The sequence below is a fragment of the Micromonospora echinospora genome, from assembly GCF_900091495.1.
GTDB classification, from domain to species: domain Bacteria; phylum Actinomycetota; class Actinomycetes; order Mycobacteriales; family Micromonosporaceae; genus Micromonospora; species Micromonospora echinospora.
The window spans coordinates 3935081-3951871 of record NZ_LT607413.1; the positions used below are offsets into that span (position 1 = coordinate 3935081).

General features: G+C 72.1%; 15 protein-coding genes. 9 read left to right on the plus strand and 6 right to left on the minus strand.

Annotated elements, in window-relative coordinates; genetic code table 11:
- The 9 genes from GA0070618_RS17855 (at position 1) to GA0070618_RS17895 (ending at position 9411) form a co-directional block, all read left to right on the plus strand.
- Complete coding sequence (locus GA0070618_RS17855; protein WP_088982649.1) at positions 1-699, plus strand: hypothetical protein; 699 nt, start codon at positions 1-3, stop codon at positions 697-699.
- Positions 699-1490, plus strand: a complete 792-nt coding sequence (gene ubiG, locus GA0070618_RS17860; RefSeq protein WP_143740185.1) for a bifunctional 2-polyprenyl-6-hydroxyphenol methylase/3-demethylubiquinol 3-O-methyltransferase UbiG — start codon at positions 699-701, stop codon at positions 1488-1490. The genes GA0070618_RS17855 and ubiG overlap by 1 nt, the downstream gene beginning before the upstream one ends.
- 3 nt (positions 1491-1493) lie before the next feature.
- A complete protein-coding gene (locus GA0070618_RS17865) occupies positions 1494-1970 on the plus strand; it encodes an SRPBCC family protein (RefSeq protein WP_088982651.1) in 477 nt (158 codons plus the stop codon).
- Positions 1967-3043 (plus strand): type III polyketide synthase, encoded by a 1077-nt coding sequence (locus tag GA0070618_RS17870; protein ID WP_088982652.1) that lies wholly within the window; start codon positions 1967-1969, stop codon positions 3041-3043. The genes GA0070618_RS17865 and GA0070618_RS17870 overlap by 4 nt, the downstream gene beginning before the upstream one ends.
- Positions 3044-3125: 82 nt before the next feature.
- The gene (locus GA0070618_RS17875) at positions 3126-4595 is read left to right on the plus strand and encodes an aminotransferase class III-fold pyridoxal phosphate-dependent enzyme (RefSeq protein WP_088982653.1); all 1470 of its coding nucleotides are present in this window, start codon (positions 3126-3128) and stop codon (positions 4593-4595) included.
- 37 nt (positions 4596-4632) lie between these two features.
- Positions 4633-6111, plus strand: a complete 1479-nt coding sequence (locus GA0070618_RS17880; protein ID WP_088982654.1) for an aminotransferase class III-fold pyridoxal phosphate-dependent enzyme — start codon at positions 4633-4635, stop codon at positions 6109-6111.
- A gap of 27 nt (positions 6112-6138) precedes the next feature.
- Positions 6139-7896, plus strand: a complete 1758-nt coding sequence (locus GA0070618_RS17885; RefSeq protein ID WP_088982655.1) for an AMP-binding protein — start codon at positions 6139-6141, stop codon at positions 7894-7896.
- Positions 7893-8486 carry an NADPH-dependent FMN reductase gene (locus tag GA0070618_RS17890; RefSeq protein ID WP_088982656.1) on the plus strand — a complete coding sequence of 198 codons (594 nt, stop codon included), beginning with the start codon at positions 7893-7895 and terminating at the stop codon, positions 8484-8486. The genes GA0070618_RS17885 and GA0070618_RS17890 overlap by 4 nt, the downstream gene beginning before the upstream one ends.
- A 31-nt stretch (positions 8487-8517) precedes the next feature.
- Positions 8518-9411: a methyltransferase domain-containing protein gene (locus GA0070618_RS17895; protein ID WP_088982657.1), complete on the plus strand. Its 894-nt coding sequence runs from the start codon at positions 8518-8520 to the stop codon at positions 9409-9411.
- A gap of 73 nt (positions 9412-9484) precedes the next feature.
- On the opposite strand, the gene GA0070618_RS17900 is transcribed toward GA0070618_RS17895, so the two are convergent.
- The 6 genes from GA0070618_RS17900 to GA0070618_RS35200 form a co-directional block, all read right to left on the minus strand.
- Complete coding sequence (locus GA0070618_RS17900; RefSeq protein WP_088982658.1) at positions 9485-11722, minus strand: cytochrome c oxidase assembly protein; 2238 nt, start codon at positions 11720-11722, stop codon at positions 9485-9487.
- On the minus strand, positions 11719-12288 hold the full coding sequence (locus tag GA0070618_RS17905) for a copper resistance CopC family protein (RefSeq protein ID WP_088982659.1): 570 nt from the start codon (positions 12286-12288) through the stop codon (positions 11719-11721). The genes GA0070618_RS17900 and GA0070618_RS17905 overlap by 4 nt, the downstream gene beginning before the upstream one ends.
- A 74-nt stretch (positions 12289-12362) precedes the next feature.
- Positions 12363-13409 carry an HAD-IIA family hydrolase gene (locus tag GA0070618_RS17910; protein ID WP_197701549.1) on the minus strand — a complete coding sequence of 349 codons (1047 nt, stop codon included), beginning with the start codon at positions 13407-13409 and terminating at the stop codon, positions 12363-12365.
- Complete coding sequence (locus GA0070618_RS17915; protein WP_088982660.1) at positions 13406-14359, minus strand: L-tyrosine/L-tryptophan isonitrile synthase family protein; 954 nt, start codon at positions 14357-14359, stop codon at positions 13406-13408. The genes GA0070618_RS17910 and GA0070618_RS17915 overlap by 4 nt, the downstream gene beginning before the upstream one ends.
- Before the next feature lie 148 nt (positions 14360-14507).
- Positions 14508-15734 (minus strand): cytochrome P450 family protein, encoded by a 1227-nt coding sequence (locus GA0070618_RS17920; protein ID WP_088982661.1) that lies wholly within the window; start codon positions 15732-15734, stop codon positions 14508-14510.
- Positions 15735-16388: 654 nt separating this feature from the next.
- Positions 16389-16514 (minus strand): hypothetical protein, encoded by a 126-nt coding sequence (locus tag GA0070618_RS35200; RefSeq protein ID WP_269148427.1) that lies wholly within the window; start codon positions 16512-16514, stop codon positions 16389-16391.
- Positions 16515-16791 lie beyond the last annotated feature (277 nt).

A 16791-nucleotide genomic window follows, 5' to 3' on the forward strand; every position in this document is an offset into this window, starting at 1 on the left:
ATGACCACGACGACCAACGGGGAGACCACGATGTCGAGCGCGGGTGTGGGGGTGGCCGCCGACCTGGCGGCGGACTTCGAGAAGCGCCGGGCCGGCCGGGTGGACGCCGGTGACCTGGTCGCCGAGAACCTGGCCGCGCTCGACGCGGCCGGGGTCATCGCCGCCGCCGACGGTGACGGCGCGCACCGGCGGCAGGTGCTGCGTACCGTCGCGGGGGGCTGTGGGGCGACCGCCTTCGCCCTCGGCGCGGCGCTGGCCGCCGGGCGGGCCGAGGCGGTGCTGCACCACGCGGCCGTCCAGTTCGGCCTGGCCGAGCGGGCGTACGCGGTCGCGGTCGAGCGGGTGCGGCAGCTCGGCGACGTCGCCCGGCAGCCCGGCCCGCAGTTCGCGGTGGCCCGGATGCGCGGGTCGCTGGACACCATGACGGCGCTGCTGGACCGGCAGGCCGGCCGGGCGGTCGGGGACGACGCCGCCGCGCTCGCCGAGGCGTGCACCGCCGGGCTGTTCGTGGCCGGTGAGGCCGAGGCGGTGGTCTCCGCCGCGTACGACCTGGTCGACGCCGACGCCGCCGCGCGGATCGGCCAGATCTGGCACGACCTGAAGGCCACCCCGCCCCCGGTCCCCGGAGCGCTCGCCCGGGAGCTGGTCGGCAAGGCCGCCTTCGGCATCGACCCGGACGAGACCCCGAGGTGGGTGTGATGGCGGGCAACGACCGGCACCTGGCCGCGCTCGACCCGGACGCGGTCGCGATCGACAACGAGTACTACCACGAGGTCGGCGACTCCTGGTGGGACGCGAGCGGCCCGCTGCGCGCCCTGCACGACATGAACCCGGCCCGGGTGGCCTACTTCGACGCGACCGCCCGGCGGGCGTTCGGTGCGGACCGCTCGCGGGTGCGGGTGCTCGACGTCGGCTGCGGGGGCGGACTGGTCTCCGAGCGGATGGCCGCGCTGGGCTACCAGGTCACCGGCGTGGACCTCTCCGCCGGCTCGATCGAGACTGCCCGGCGGCACGCCTCGGCCAGCGGCGTGACCGTCGACTATCAGGTCGGCTCGGCGTACGAGCTGCCGAAGCCCGACGGCGCGGTCGACCTGGTGGTCGTCTCGGACGTGCTGGAACACCTGCACGACCTGCCCGGCGCGGTGGCCGAGATCGCCCGGGTGCTGCGTCCCGGCGGGATCGTCGTCTTCGACACGATCAACCGTACGGTGGCCAGCTACCTGAAGGCGATCGTGCTCTCCGAGAAGGTCCTCAAGATCATCTACCCGGGTACGCACAACTGGAAGATGTTCATCCGCCCGGACGAACTGCGCGCGGTCTTCGCCCAGCACGGCCTGAGCCTCACCGAGACCCAGGGCCTCGAACCCGTGGCCCCGCCGCACAAGCTCGTCCCCGCCACGCTGCGCGGCCGGGCGGTCGGTCCCTTCCACCTCACCCCGTCCACCGCCGTGAGCTACATCGGCCAGGCCGTCAAGTCCCAGGAGAGCTGACACATGGTTTGGATCAGGACCAAGACCAAGCGCGACACGGTCATCCGCACCAGCCGCGACGAGCTGCGCAAGGTGATGCTCGACATCGTCGGCACCGGCAGGCTCATGCCGGGCGTGGAGGAGCTGTCCCAGGTCGGCGACGACCTCTACCACTACCGGCTCGCCGAGGTTTCCAACGGGGTCGTCCGGTTCACCCCCGAGTACACCGCCCGGTTCGACACCTCCGACCCGGACGCGATCACCTGGGAGCCGGTGGGCGAGTCCAACTTCCGTTCCTGGGGCACGTTCCGGATCACCGACGGTCCGACCCCGGACGAGCAGGTGCTGGAGATCGACACCCGGTCCGAGGCGTCCGTCGACGTCGCCCGAGTGGTGGTCGTGCTGATCGAACCGTTCGCCCAGAAGGAGAGCGACGAGGTCACCGGCGGCTTCGTCAAGGCGATCCGCGAGGCGGTCGAGTCCGGGAGCGTGTCCGGATGATCACCGCGACCGAGCCGACCCGGCCGGCGCGGATCGTCGGCCTGCGCACCGCGCAGGCCGGCCCGGCCATCTCCCAGCGGGAGATGTTCGACTCCTTCTACCGGGACCTCTACGCCGACGTGCCGGACGCCGAGAAGCTCTTCATGAGCACCCAGGTCGACCAGCGCCGGCTGCTCTGGCCCCCGAAGGCCCACTACGGCGACGGCTGGCCCGGGATGCAGGCTCGGATCGAGGCCTGGGAACAGGGCGTCCTGGCGATGGGTCGCCAGACCGTCGGCGGGGTGCTCGACGACGTCGACTCCGACCGGGTGGGCAGCTACACCTTCGTCAGCTGCACCGGCTACGCCGGCCCCACCCCGGAGATGCTGCTGGCCAAGGAGTTCGGCCTGCGCAAGAACCTGCGCCGGACCTTCGTCGGCCACATGGGCTGCTACGCGGCCTTCAACGGCCTGAAGGTCGCCCTGGACTCCCTCGCCGGCCGCCCCGACCAGCTCGCCCTGGTCACCTGCGCCGAGGTCTGCTCGGTGCACCTGCGACCCGAGGCGACCAAGGAGCAGGTCGTGGTCACCGGCCTCTTCGGCGACGCCGCCGCCACCCTGCTGCTGGAGGCGGTCGAGGGCGACGTCGACGCCGTCACCGGGCCGGTGGTCCTCGGCACGCACACCGAGACCCACCCGGAGACCTCGGCGGCGATGACCTGGAAGGTCATGGACGACGCCTTCCGGATGACGCTCTCGCCGTACGTGCCGGTCTACCTCGCCGAGACGATCCGGCCCTTCGTCGGCCGGCTCCTGGCGCCGCATGGCCTGTCGGTCGGCGACGTCGCGCACTGGGGCATCCACCCCGGCGGTCCGAAGATCATCGACTTCGTCGGCGAGCGGCTGGAACTGCCGGTCGCGGCGCTGCGCCCGTCGCTGGAGATCCTCAACTCCTGGGGCAACTGCTCCTCGCCGACGGTCCTGCTGATCCTCGACCACATCCTGCGCACCTCCCGCCCGAAGCCGGGTGAGTACGGCGTCCTGATGGCCTTCGGACCCGGCCTGACCATGGAATCCGCCCTGGTCCGCTTCTGAGGCCCCGGTCTGCTTCCGAGGCCCCGGTCCGCTTCCGATCCCGCCTGCCCACCCCGAGAAACCCGAGAAACGGAGTCGGCCCATGGCCACCCCCAACCCGACCGAGAACCTGGTCGCCGACCTGCTCACCCAGTCCTGGGTGATCGACATGTTCACCGAGATCGGGGAGCGTCAGCGCCAGTCGATCGAGGTCTCCGGCCAGGTCCGGGAGCGCGCCGCGTCCAACCACGTCTTCTGGCCGTTCCACGCGCCGCAGTTCCCGCTGGTCGTCGCCGAGGCGTCCGGGAGCCGGATCACCGACATCGACGGCAACACGTACCTCGACTCGCACCTGGGCTTCGGCGCGCAGGCACTGTTCGGGCACAACCCGCCCAGCGTGGTCGAGCACGTCCGGGAGCACCTGGGCCGCTCCACCGGCAACGGCTACCTCAACCTCACCGAACTGCAATTGGTCGACCTGCTCGAAGACATGCTGCCGCACTGCCAGAAGTTCGCCTTCCTCAACTCCGGCACCGACGCCACCAACGCGGCGATCCGGCTCTGCCGGGCGCACACCGGCCGGCGGCTGGTCGCCAAGTTCGAGGGCGCCCTGCACGGCGTGCACGACCTGGCCGCGCACAACACCGCCTTCTGGTACCACGGCCACCCGACGCAGCCCTTCCCCGAGGTGACCGCCGACGGCATCGCCCCGATGCCCGCGCTCACCGGGGTCGCCCCGGCGGACCGCACCGAGCTGCTCATCCTGCCCAACGACACCGCCGCCGCGCTGGCGCTGATCGAGAAGCACCGCGACGAGCTGGCCTGCGTGCTCGGCGAGGCGGTCTCCTCGTCGTTCCCGTACGCCGAGCACACCGTCCCGCTGATCAAGGCGGTCGCGGAGCGCTGCCGGACCCTGCGGGTGCCGTTCGTCCTGGACGAGGTGCTCACCGGCTTCCGCTACGGTCTCTCCGGGGCCGCCGGCCACTTCGACATCCCCGCCGACCTGTACTGCTACGGCAAGGTGGTCACCGGACTCGGCCTGCCGCTGTCCGTCGTGGCCGGTCGCGCGGACATCATCGACCACATGCAGACCACCGGTCTGCCCCTGACCGACCTGGGCCGCAAGACCTGCGTGCAGACCACGCACGCCGGCAACCACCTCTCGCTGGCCGCCTCGTTCGCCTCGCTGAGCATGCTCCGCGACGCCGGAGCGGCCTACTACGAGCGGACCCGCGCCAAGGTCGCCACGGTGCAGAACCGGCTCGCCGAGTTCCGCACCGAGACCGGCATCCCGCTGCGGCTGCTCGGCTTCGGCGACTTCATCGGCTCGTTCGGCTTCGTGGCCGGCGAGTCGTACGACGACTACCGCGAGTTCGCCGCGGCGGTGAACCCGATCGGCCTGTTCCTGCTGACCCTGATGCTCCGCCGCCGGGGCATCTACACCCTCAGCCTGCCGATGTTCTTCACCGGCGACGCGCACAGCGACGCCGACGTGGAGGAACTGCTCGCCGCCGTCCTCGACTCCGCCCGGGAACTGGACAAGCACGGCTTCCCGTTCGTGCTCCCGGCCTGACCACTCAACCCCTCGAAACACGGATGGGCCAAAGCCAATGACGATCGCCGACACCACCCCTGACACCCGTACTCCGGCCGAGATCCTGGCCGACGTCATGTCCCAGCCCTGGGTGGGCGACCTCTTCGCCGAGCTGACCCAGCGGCAGCAGAACTCCATGGCGTTGGCCGAGGAGGTACGGGAGCACGTGGTCACCAACCACGTGTTCCTGCCCTTCCACGCCCCGATGTTCCCGCTCGCCGTCGCCGAGGCGTCCGGCAGCCGGCTCACCGACGTCGACGGCAACACCTACATCGACTCGCACCTGGGCTTCGGCGGGCAGTCGCTGTTCGGCCACAACCCGCCGCAGGTGGTCGAGTTCGTGCGGGAGCAGGCGCTGCGCAGCACCGGCAACGGCTACCTCAACCCGCTGGAGCTGAAGCTCGGCGAGCTGCTCAAGGAACTGATCCCGCACTGCGAGAAGTTCGCCCTGCTGAACTCCGGCACCGACGCCATCGCCATCGCCACCCGGCTGGCCCGCGCGTACACCGGCAGGCGGCTGGTCGCCAAGTTCGAGGGCTGCTGGCACGGCACCGGTGACGTGGCCGCCCACAACACCTCGTTCTTCGCCCACGGCCACCCGAAGGTCAACCCGTTCCCGGAGATCGGCCCGGACGGCATCGCGCCGCTGACCGCCTTCACCGGCGTGCCGCAGCTGGAGATGCTGATCCTGCCGCACGACGCCGCCGCCGCGAGCAAGCTCATCGAGAAGTACGCCGACGACCTGGCCTGCGTCATCGCCGACGCCGCCTGTCAGTCCTGGCCGTTCACCGACCAGACCGTCCCGGAACTGCGCGAGGTCGCGCACCGCTGCAAGGACCTCGGCGTCCCGTTCATCCTGGACGAGGTGCTCACCGGCTTCCGGTTCGGCACCGCGGGCGCGGCCGGCCACTTCGACATCCCCGCCGACCTGCACTGCTACGGCAAGGTCGTCTCCGGTCTCGGCCTGCCGCTGGCGGCCATCGGCGGCAAGGCGGAGCTGTTGGAGGCGGCGCACACCTCGGGCATGCCGCTGACCGACATCGGCAGCAAGACGTTCGTGGTGAACACCCACTCCGGCAACCACCTGTCGATCGCCGCGTCGTACGCCTCGCTGAGCATGCTCCGCGACGCCGGCCCGGCCTTCTACGAGCGGACCGAGGCCAAGGTGGCCCGGGTGCAGTCCCGGCTGGCGGACTTCCGCGCCGAGACCGGCATCCCGCTGCGGCTGCTCGGCTTCGGGGCCTTCGCCGGCACGTTCGGCTTCACCGCCCGGGACTCCTACGACACCTACCGGGAGTTCGGCGCGGCGGCCAACCCGCTCGGCCCGGCCGTGCTCACCCTGATGCTGCGCAAGCGCGGCGTCTACACGCTGAGCATGCCGATGTTCTACACCGGCGACGCGCACTCCGACGCCGACGTGGACGCCGTCTGCGACGCGGTGATCGACGCGGCCCGGGAGATGGGTCGCAACGACTTCCCGTTCGTCATTCCCTGATCGTTCGCCACCCCATCGGAGCCCATCATGAGCATCGACAGCGGCACAGGCCCCGACCTCGCGATCCACCCCGACCGGCGGGGCTTCACCCCGGACCCCGCCGTCGGGCTCGCCCGGCTCACCCCGGCCGGCACGGTGGCCGGCGCGCTCGTGGAACGGGCGCGCCGGCAACCCGACGCGGTCGCCTACTACCTGCCGGACGAGCCCGAGGCCGACCAGCGGATCACGGTGGCCGGGATGCTCGACCGGGCGCACGCCGCCGGAGCGGCCCTGGCCGCGGCCGGGCTGCGCCGGGGCGGCCGGGTCTGCCTCTGCCTGGACACCTCGGCCCCGCTGCTGGCCGGGCTGTTCGGGGCGGAGCTGCTCGGTGCCGTCCCGTCGGTGCTCGAACCACCGCTGAGCGCCGGCCGCAAGCAGCTCTGGCTGGACCGGGTCCGGCACATCGTGGCGGTCGCGCAGCCGGAGGTGCTGGTCTGCGACGAGGAGCTGCGCGAGGCCACCGTCGAGGCCCTCGCCGATCTGGACGTCGCGGTGATCAGCCCGCCATTCGGCGACGGGACGGTCGCCGACCCGGTGCTGGCGGCCGGTCCGGAGGAGCCGGCCTTCATCCAGTTCACCTCCGGCACCACCTCGGCGGCGAAGGGCATCGTGCTCAGTCACCGCGCGGTGCTCGCGGCGGCCTCGGCGATCGGCCTCGGCGGCCCGTTCTACGCCGACGACGTGATGGCGAGCTGGCTGCCGCTGCACCACGACATGGGCATGGTGGGGGCGACCATGACGCCGTTCCTGCTCTCCCTGCCGTCGGTGCTGATCCGCCCGCTGGCCTTCGGCACCCGGCCGGACCGCTGGCTGCGGCTGATCCACCAGTACCGGGCCACCATCTCGCCCGCGCCGAACTTCGCGTACCGGCTGGTCGCGGCGGTGGCCCGGAAGGTCGACCTGACCGGGGTGGACCTGAGCTGCTGGCGGGCGGCGTTCAACGGCGCGGAGGTGGTCGACGCCGGCACGCTACGCGACTTCCTGGCGGTGACCGCGCCGCTCGGCTTCCGCCCGGAGCACCTGCGGCCCTGCTACGGCATGGCCGAACTCGGGCTCGCCGCGACCTTCTCGCCGGTCGGCACCCCGCCCCGGAGCGAGCCGGTCTCCCGGAGCGCGATGGCCGCCCAGGGCCGGGCGCTGGCACCGGAGTCGGCGGAGGACACCCACCACTACGTCTCCTCCGGCATCCCGGTGCCGGGCACCAAGGTCCGGGTGGCCGACGCGAGCCACGTGGACCTGCCCGACCGGCACGTCGGCCGGGTGCTGGTGGCCAGCGAGTCGATGATGACCGGTTACCTCAACGGCCCCGCCGACCCGCTGCTCGAACTGCGCGACGGCTGGCTGGACACCGGCGACCTCGGCTTCCTGCTCGACGGGGAGCTCTACGTCACCGGTCGGAGCAAGGACCTGATCATCCTGGCCGGGCGGAACTACCAGCCGCAGACCTTCGAGCGGGCCGCCGAGACCGTCGACGGGGTGCGTGCGGGCGGCGCGGCGGCGGTCGGCGTACCGGACCCACGCAGCGGTACCGAACGGATGGTGCTGGTGGTGGAGAGCCGGACCCACCGGGATCCGGAGCGGGCCGCCGAGACCGCCCGCGCCGTTGAGCGCGCGGTCAGCGACCTGACCGGGGTACGCCCCGGAAAGGTGGTCGTGGTCGCTCCCCGTACCCTGCCCAAGACCTCCAGCGGGAAGCTCCAACGCCCCCAGGTGGCCGCGATGGTGGCCGCCGGGCCGCTTCCGTGACCGCCGTGGAGCTGGCCCTGCTCGGCGGCTCGCTGAGGCCGGGGTCGGTGAGCGAGCGGGTGCTGCGCGCCTGCGCGGACCTCGCCGTCGACCGTGGCGCCCGCTGCACGGTGCTCACCGCGACGGACCTGGATTTGCCGCTCTACCAGCCCGGAGCCACCCACCGCCGGCCGGCCGCCGCCGGGCTGCTGGCCGCGGTGCGTCGGGCCGACGGGCTGATCGTCGTGTCGCCCACCTACCACGGCGGCATGTCCGGACTGCTCAAGAACGCCCTGGACCACCTGGAGGACCTGGCCGCCGACCGGCCCGCCTACCTCGACGGCAAGGTGGTCGGCTCGGTGGCGGTGGGCTGGAGCGAGCACGGCGCGGCGACCACGGTCGCCGCGCTGCGCACCACCGTGACGTCGCTGCGCGGCTGGGTCACCCCGATGGCGGTCGCGGTCAACTCGATCGAGCTGGCCGCCGTCGAGGACGTGGACGCGGCGATCCGCGCCGACGCCCGACTGATGCGCCGGCTGACGATCCTGGTCGGCCAGGTCACCGACTTCGCCGGCCGGGGCTCCGCCGCCCGCCTGGTTCCCAGCGCCTGACCCACCCCTTTCGTGACAAGGAGAGCGCCACGTGAGCACCCAGACCACCGACACCGGCATGAGCCAGGAGGGCTCGGTCGAGGACCTGCACCGGGCCGTGCGCGACCACTACGACAAGCTCGTCGACCTGTACGAGGACCTGTGGGGCGAGCACATCCACCACGGCTACTGGGACCTCGACGCGCCGAACGCCTCGCGGGACGTCGCGCAGCGGCGGACCACGCAGGAGCTGATGCGGTTCGGCGGCATCCCGCAGGGCGCGCGGGTGCTCGACTCGGGCTGCGGCATCGGCGCGTCCGCGGTGATGCTCGCCGCCGACCTGGGCTGCACCGTCGAGGGCATCACGCTCAGCCACGAGCAGGTCAGGCGGGCCACCGAGAAGGCGTCGGCGGCCGGCGTCGGCGACCGGACGTCGTTCCGGGTGCTGGACGCCATGCACACCGACTACCCGGACGACACCTTCGACGTGGTCTGGTCGATGGAGAGCTGCGAGCTGATGCCGGACAAGCGGGCCTACCTCGCGGAGAACCTGCGCATCCTCAAGCCGGGCGGCCGGCTCGTGGTGGCCACCTGGACCAGCCGTGACGACCGGCTCGACCCGAAGGAGGTCAAGCTGCTGCGCCGGCTCTACCGGGACTTCGCCATCTCGCACGTGCTGCCGCTGGAGCACTACGCGAAGCTCTGCGGCGAGCTGGGCTATGCCGACGTGCGCACCGCCGACTGGACCGAGCACGTCCGGGCCACCTGGGCGCTGTCGGCCGACATCGTCAAGCCGCTGATGCGTGACCCCTCGTACGTGTGGAAGCTGGTGCGGGCCAAGGGCGCGGACATCTTCCGCTTCCTCAACTCCGTCCCGCTGATGAAGCAGGCGTACGACAAGGACGTCATGCACTACGGCGTCTACACCGCCGTCAAGCCCGGCTGACCGGCACCGCCCCGCCACCGCACCGGCTTCCCGTCGGGGACGTGTCCGCGCCGCCCGACGGGAAGCCGTTCGCTCAACCCCGGGGATCGTCCCGGCGGCCCGTCCCGGCGCGGTCGTCGCCGACCGCCACCGTGGGGGCGTCGTCGGAGCCCGTCACCGCAGGCGGATCGCCACCGGTCGTCGTGGCCCGGCCCGCGCCGGTCGTCGTGGGCCGAGCGTCGGTCGTCGTGGCCCGGCCCGCGCCGGTCGTCGTGGGCCGAGCGTCGGTCGTCGTGGCCCGGCCCGCGCCGGTCGTCGTGGGCCGAGCGTCGGTCGTCGTGGCCCGGCCCGCGCCGGTCGTCGTGGGCCGAGCGTCGGTCGTCGTGGCCCGGCCCGCGCCGGTCGTCGTGGGCCGAGCGTCGGTCGTCGTGGCCCGGCCCGCGCCGGTCGTCGTGGCGGCGGAGCGTCCGAGCAGGGCGAGCCCGGCCGTGGTCAGCACCACCGCCGCCACCAGCGCGGTCCACGCCGCGTACCGGTGGTCGACCGCCGGAACCGGTGCCCAGTCGGTGCGGACCAGGTTGAACCACTCGGCCGACCGCAACCGGTCGCTGCGCCACACCAGGAGAGCGAAGAGCAGCAGCGCCGCCGTGACGGCCGCCAGGACGCCCGCGCCGACCCGACGGGAGCGGTGGCGCAGCACCGTGGCGACCGCCCCTCCGGCGGCCAGGAACGCGGTGAGCATTCCCAGGTGCCCGACGTGCCGCTGCATCAGCCAGCTCAACACCGGGGCGAAGTAGGGCAGGTAGAGGCAGGCCACGAAGGCGACCACCGCGCTGACCGGGTGCCCCAGGGCCCGCGCGGGGCCACTGGCACGCAGCGTCTCCCACCACTGGAGGGCCCCGGGCAGGTCGGACGCCGGCCCGGAGCGCAGCGTCGCCCCGGCCAGGGCGCCGGGCGCCCCGCCGCAGACCAGCAGCGGGACGGCCACCAGCAGCGCCAGGTGCTGGCCGATGTGGTGGGCGTGGGTCACCGCCGCGTACCGGGCGAAGCCCAGGCAGGTCACCGCCACCAGCACCAGCATGCCGGCGAGGAAGCAGATCGTACGGGCCGCCGGCCAGACCCGGCCGGCCCGTCGCAGTCGGCGTACGCCGGCGAGGTACAGGCCCCCGCCGATCACGGCGATGAGCAGGAAGTACGCGTCCGGGACCGGTTGACCGAGCAGCCGGGCCACGGTCGGCGCGGCGGGCAGCGGGAAGCCGAGGAGCTCGGTGTAGACGTCCGGCTCCGCCGGGTCGATGGTGACCGGCGACGGGGCCCGGGACATGGCCACCCCGACGGCCACGATCCCGGCGAGCACCAGGATCTCGACCGCGGCGAGCCGGCGGAACGCCCCCGCCCCACCGGCCGCGAGCCGGGGCAGGGTACGCGACCGGTGCGCGGCCCCGAAGACGCCCAGCGCCACCAGCACGACGCTCTTGACCAGCACCAGCACGCCGTACCGGGTGCTCCACAGCTCGTCGGGCTGGTACAGCCGGATCGCGGTGTTGGCGATCCCGCTCAGCCCCATCAGCACGAAGCACCAGAGCGCCATGGTGCTGTAGCGCTGTGCCGCCCAGGACAGGTCACGGTGACCGGGGAGGGTGAGCAGCGCGGCCAGGCCACCGACCCACAGGGCCGCCGCCGCCGTGTGGATCCCGACGCTGCTGACCGCGATCGCGTGGTTGCCGGACCCGGCCGAGTGGCCGGTCAGGACCACCGGGAGGGTCGCCGCCACGGCCAGCAGGGCGGTGACGGCGGCACCGGTACGGGTGATCACCCAGCGGGTCGCCGCGAAGACCACGGCGATCATGGCCGCCGCGATGACCAGGCCCTGCCCCTGCGACACCGACATGGCGAGGCTGAACACGGTGACCGTGGTGACCTGGTCGACCGGGTGGCCGAGCAGGCTGGAGGCGGTCAGCGGCAGCGCGACCAGGGTCGCCACCAGCCAGAGCGCCGCCGTCCAGGACGCCCGGCGGAGCAGGCGGTACCCGACCGGCCCGACCAGCCGGTCCAGCCCGGGCAGGAGGAACGCCGCGGTGACCGTCCAGCCGACGGTCAGGACCGCCCCGACGTAGCTCAGGGTCCGGGCGACCGGCAGCGCCCAGGCGGTGAACGCGCCGCCGTCGGGCAGGCCGAGGATCTGCTCGCGGTCCGTGCCGCCGCCGTACCAGAGCGCGAGGGCGAGGACCACGGACCCGACGGCCGCCGTGGCGGCGACGAGCCGGGCGGGACCGGGGTCGCGCCGGACGGTGACCGGCGCGTCGGCCGGGCGCTGCTCGATCCGGGTCACCTCGGGAGTTTCCTCGCCGGCCGGCGGGGACCACGCGTCCGGGAGGCCAGTGCCACGCCGGCCGCGAGCAGCACGAGCCCACCGCCGGCCACCAGCACCCAGGGCGTGCCGGAGCGTGAGGTGGGGCCGTCCTCCGCCTCGGCCGGGGGCAGGACCGCCGGCTCCTGGCCGGACGGCAGGGCCACCTGGAAGCGGAACTCGCCCTGCACCGGGTGCCCGTCGGAGCCGACCACCCGCCAGGCGACCCGGTACGAACCGGAGCCGGTCGGATAGACCGGCTGGCGCAGCCGGAACTGGTCGACCTCGACCTCGCCCCGCAGGTAGGACCGCCCCTCGGGCCCGGCCACCACGATCGTGACGAACTGTTCCCGGACGCGGTCGTCGAAGGTGAACTCCACCGTCTCCACGGGAGTCGAGAGGGTGGCGTTCTCGGCAGGGGAGGTGCTCGCCAGGCGGGCGTGCGCGCTGACCGGGGTCGCGGTGACCGCCAGCACGACGGCCACGGCGGCGGCCGCCGCTCCCACCTGTCGGATCACCAGGCCGGCCGGGCCGGACCATCGGGGCATTCGGAACTCCTCTACTCAGGCCATACGATCAGGAGTCGTTCCTCGTGCCCGTCCGGTTCCATCCAGAGTCGGGATCACGTTCGCAGGCTCTCCCGGTGGCGTGGCCGCACCAGGTCCCGGGAGCCGGCCGCGACGACGGCGGAGCGTCCCTGGTCCCGGGCGGTCCACACCGCGTGGCACAGCACCCGGACGCCGTCGGCCGGATCTCCGGGGCCACCCGCCAGGACGATCTCGTCGCCCTCCCGGCGGGTGTGCCAGGGCCCGCAGTCGTACCGGTCGTCCGCGCCCCGCACCGGCGGTGGTGCCCGGAAGAGACCGCGCAGGTCGGTGACGACGTGGGTCGGCCGGTGCGGGGGCGGCGCGTCGAGCAGGTGGTCGACGCCGGTGACCCCGGTCAGCACGAGCACGCTGTCCAGACCGCTGCGGCGGGCGCCCTCGACGTCGGTCGTCAACCCGTCGCCGACCATCACGTGTGGGCCCGGTCCGTGCCGGGAGGCGTACTCGAAGATCGCCGGTTCCGGCTTGCCGGCCACCAGCGGCACCCGTCCGGTGGCCAGCGTCACGGCGTGCACGAGCGCGCCGTTGCCCGGCGCCATGCCGCCCTCCCGGGGCACCGCGAGATCCATGTTCGTGGCGATCCAGGGCAGCCCCCGCGCGACGGCGTAGGACGCCTCGGCCAGTTGCCGCCAGTCGACCTCCGGGGCCGATCCCTGAACCACCGCCACCGGATCGTCGGCGGCCGAGCGGACCGGGGTCAACGCCTCCTCGCGCAGGGCGGTGAGCACCGCCGCCCCACCCACCGCGAGCACCCGGGACCCGGCCGGTACGGTGGCCGCCGCCATCGCCGCCGCCACCTGCGCCGAGGTGACCACCGACCCGACCGGCACCGGAACGCCGAGGCGGTCCAGGAGGGCGGCCACCTCGGAGGGCGTCCGGGAGGGGTTGTTGGTGACGAAGACCCGCTCCCGTCCGCGCCGGGCCAGGTCGGCGAGGGCCGACGGGGCGTGGTCCACCGCGACGGCACCGCGGTAGACCACACCGTCCAGGTCGAACAGCATCGTCCGGTAGCGCTCGACCAGCGGGCGGTCATCGCCTGACGGACTCGGCTCCACAGTGGTCACTCAGGAGAGTCAACCACGAAGTGGCTCGGCCGTCCGTCCTGGTACACCAGTTTGCCGATCTTCTCGGCCTCGGCCCGCGGCATCAGCGCGAACCGGCCGTCCGTACGCAGCACCGCCACCGAGTGCCAGGGGGTCAGCCACATGTCCCGGATCTCCAGGAGCCGGATGCCGAACTTCGCCGCCCCGCAGGGCTGCGGGTGGATCGAGAGCCGGACCGACACGGGGTAGTGGTCGGCGATCAGGTCACCCCAGGCGCGGCTGCGCTGGATCACGCCGTACGCCCGCGCCCGGCAGTCCCGCTGGAGCGCCGCCTTGCTGTCGTGCCACTCGCTGACGTCCTCGACCAGGAAACGGGTGATCCCCCGGTAGAGGCTCAGCGTCTTGTCGTCGGAGCGGACCTCGTCCCGCAGGCTCTCCAGGGACTGGGCGTACTGCTCGGTCAGCAGCTTGCGCTTGCCGTCGTAGTCGTGGCCGGCGTAGACGTCCTGGAGGCTGAAGGCCTCGATGTGGGACAGCCCGTACCGGTCGACCATCGCCTGGATCTCGTCGCCGTACTCGGTGATGTGGTCGTCGGGCACGCGGATCAGGTCACCGAAGACGTGTCCGTCGGAGCAGAGCAGCATCCGCGCGCCGGGGGTGTGCACCTTGGCGACCTGGTCGCAGAGCTGGTTGAGGAACTGCAGGGAGAGCAGCTCGCCCATGTCCGGCAGGTGACCGAGGACCTTACGCCGGTTGGGGGACTTGCAGGGGAAGGCCGGCAGGGTGAACAGGATGGGCTCCTGCCGGTCGACGAAGTGCCGGATCGCGGCGAGCTGCTCGGCGAAGCAGTCGGTGTGCTCGTGCTCGCCGGCCTCGGACCGGCGGTGCGGCAGAAGGAACCGCAGGATGACGTTCGAGATCAGCTCGGCGCTGGTGTGGTCCTGCGGCGCGGAGCGGGTGGAGCTTGGCATGGTCTTCTCCCAGCTGACATCACGCTACGGAAGGGGAGGGCCCGAGCCGGCGGTCATCGGTGACCAGGCGTGGGCGCCCGGTGGCTCGGAAAAGCGCGCGCTCGCGCACGGCCGACGGCGTCGGCCGCGTGGGATGGTCGTGGACGGGTCAGGGAGTCGCCGTGAAGGTGACCGGCAGGCGTTCGACGCCCCGGCCGAGGACGGCCGGGATCCACCCCAGCTCGTCGGGCTCCGCGGCGAGCTTCAGGTGCGGCAGGCGGCGGAGGATCGTCTCCAGCGCGATCTGGAGCTCGGTGCGGGCCAGGCCGGCTCCGGGGCAGAAGTGGATGCCGTGCCCGAAGCCGATGTGCGGGTTCGGTGAGCGGGTGAGGTCGAGCTCGTCCGCCCGCTCGAAGCGGGCCGGATCCCGGTTGGCGGCGGCGAGGGACACGATGACCGAGTCACCGGCGGGGATCCGGGTGCCGAAGAGGTCGCTGTCCTCCGCGAAGAACCGCCAGGTGGTCAGCTCGAAGGCACTGTCGTATCGCATCAGCTCCTCGGCGGCGCGGGGCAGCAGTGCCGGATCGGCGGCCAGTTGCGCCAGGGCCTCCGGGTGGGTCAGCAGGGCCACCATCGCGGTGTTGATCTGGTTGGTCATCGGCTCCTGGCCGGCCACCAGCAGTTGGAAGATCATCGAGGCGAGTTCCTCGTCGCTCAACCGGCCGTCGTCGTTCGCCTCGACCAGCTTGGCGAGCAGGTCGTCGCCGGGATCGGCCCGCCGGTCCGCCACCACCTCGGCGATGTACGCCTGGAGGCCGTGCAGGAGGCCGATGTAGTGGGCGCGGTGCGGCGACCGGGGGCCGACCGGCTGGACCACCCGGCACCACTCCCGGCGGAACTGGCGGGCGAGGTGCGGCGGCAGCCCGATCACGGTGCTGAGCACCAGGAAGGGGAACCGGGCGCTGAAGCTCTCGACCAGGTCACCGTGCCCGACCGGCGCGAGCTCGTCGAGGAGTTCGTCGGCCATGGCCTGGAACTGTGGCCGGAGCGCCTCGAGACGTCGCGGGTTGAGCGCGTCGGTCACGAACCGCCGCATGAACGTGTGCTTGGGCGGGTCCTGGTGCAGCAGGTGGACCTGGAGTTGCGAGTGTTGCGGCTCCGGCATGATGGCGGCGAGCGCGCGCCAGGCGTCGTTGCCCAGGTCGTGGTTCTTCCCGAGCCGTGGGTCGGTCAGGGTACGCACGGCTGCGTCGTAGCCGGTGACGAGCCAGCCGGTCACCCCGCTGGGGAACTCGACGGGGTGGACCTCGCCTTTGTCGCGTAGCTGCTGGTAAGTGGTGTACGGGCAGCGTTTGAACTCCGGCCCGTACAGCGGATAGGGCTTTTCTGAGGTCATCGGTGTCTCCAGGGAAGGACTTGGGTGCGCGGGTGATGGCCGATCGGGCCGTCCCACACAACCGATGTCGCGGGCGGCACCGACCGCGATCGGTCCAGATCGGGGAATTGCTTTTCCTGCGATGTCGGCACGACGAGGCCATGCGGTACCGCGCGACCGTCTCCTCAGCTCAGGAACGAGAAAACGCCCACTTCGCAGATTGGTCGTACGGGGGATCAGTCGACTGACGGGACGGCGTTTCGACCCCCGCCATCCTCAGTGATCACGCACCCTTGCCTGCGGCGTTGATGTCGCCCCGGGCCTGCCGGTGGTCGCGCCGGAAGGGGTGTCGCCGTGTCGATCCCGCCGGTTCCGCGACGGCGGTCGTGGCCGAGAAAAGCCCCTTCCCTGTCGTCATCCCGGCGGCGTCCCGCCTGTTCGGAGTGCTGCCCCCGTGCGGCGGGTGAGGCCTCGACCGGAGGTCGTGGCTGCACGACACCCGCCGCTTGATTTTGTGCATCCGCTCTCCTCTGGTATCGGCGTGAGTCTATCGATGGGGTGGCTCGCGCCGAACCGGTGGTCTGTCTGTCAGGCGAAGTCATCCCCCAAGGGAATGTAACGCTCTATCACCAGTTAATCACTCACCTAATGACCTTGAATGGGGTGGTGGAAATTTCACATCATCACCCAAATCGAATGTTCGCCCGGTAACGTTGCACGCCGCACGCCGTCTTTGCTGTGCTTTGCTCGCATTTTTTGCCGCGCGGAGCCGCTGTTTCGATCCGGGTCATTCGCGATCATCGGCGGAGTGTCGTGAGGCGACGCCGGTAGTGTCCGATGTTCCCATGGTTGAAGATGTGGGTGGGAACCATTCAGAGGTCATCAACGACTGCCCGTTATAGAATGAAAAATATCTATATGTGGAAAATGGGGGCAGTGTCGGTTGATCTCGTCATTTATCGGCTGGACGCCGGCCGCGGGACAGCAGCGGGAGAACTGCTGTCGGAGGCTTCGACGTGGCGTGCGGGCGGGGCGGCCGGCCTCCGGCCCGCCGTCGGCGGACCGGTGGGCAACCGGG

Bases quoted from the DNA above. Each gene is read 5' to 3' on its own strand.
- GA0070618_RS17855 (WP_088982649.1), top strand. From the start codon at position 1: ATGACCACGACGACCAACGGGGAGACCACGATGTCGAGCGCGGGTGTG.
- ubiG (WP_143740185.1), top strand. From the start codon at position 699: ATGGCGGGCAACGACCGGCACCTGGCCGCGCTCGACCCGGACGCGGTC.
- GA0070618_RS17865 (WP_088982651.1), top strand. From the start codon at position 1,494: ATGGTTTGGATCAGGACCAAGACCAAGCGCGACACGGTCATCCGCACC.
- GA0070618_RS17870 (WP_088982652.1), top strand. From the start codon at position 1,967: ATGATCACCGCGACCGAGCCGACCCGGCCGGCGCGGATCGTCGGCCTG.
- GA0070618_RS17875 (WP_088982653.1), top strand. From the start codon at position 3,126: ATGGCCACCCCCAACCCGACCGAGAACCTGGTCGCCGACCTGCTCACC.
- GA0070618_RS17880 (WP_088982654.1), top strand. From the start codon at position 4,633: ATGACGATCGCCGACACCACCCCTGACACCCGTACTCCGGCCGAGATC.
- GA0070618_RS17885 (WP_088982655.1), top strand. From the start codon at position 6,139: ATGAGCATCGACAGCGGCACAGGCCCCGACCTCGCGATCCACCCCGAC.
- GA0070618_RS17905 (WP_088982659.1), bottom strand. From the start codon at position 12,288: ATGCCCCGATGGTCCGGCCCGGCCGGCCTGGTGATCCGACAGGTGGGA.
- GA0070618_RS17915 (WP_088982660.1), bottom strand. From the start codon at position 14,359: ATGCCAAGCTCCACCCGCTCCGCGCCGCAGGACCACACCAGCGCCGAG.
- GA0070618_RS17920 (WP_088982661.1), bottom strand. From the start codon at position 15,734: ATGACCTCAGAAAAGCCCTATCCGCTGTACGGGCCGGAGTTCAAACGC.
- GA0070618_RS35200 (WP_269148427.1), bottom strand. From the start codon at position 16,514: ATGATCGCGAATGACCCGGATCGAAACAGCGGCTCCGCGCGGCAAAAA.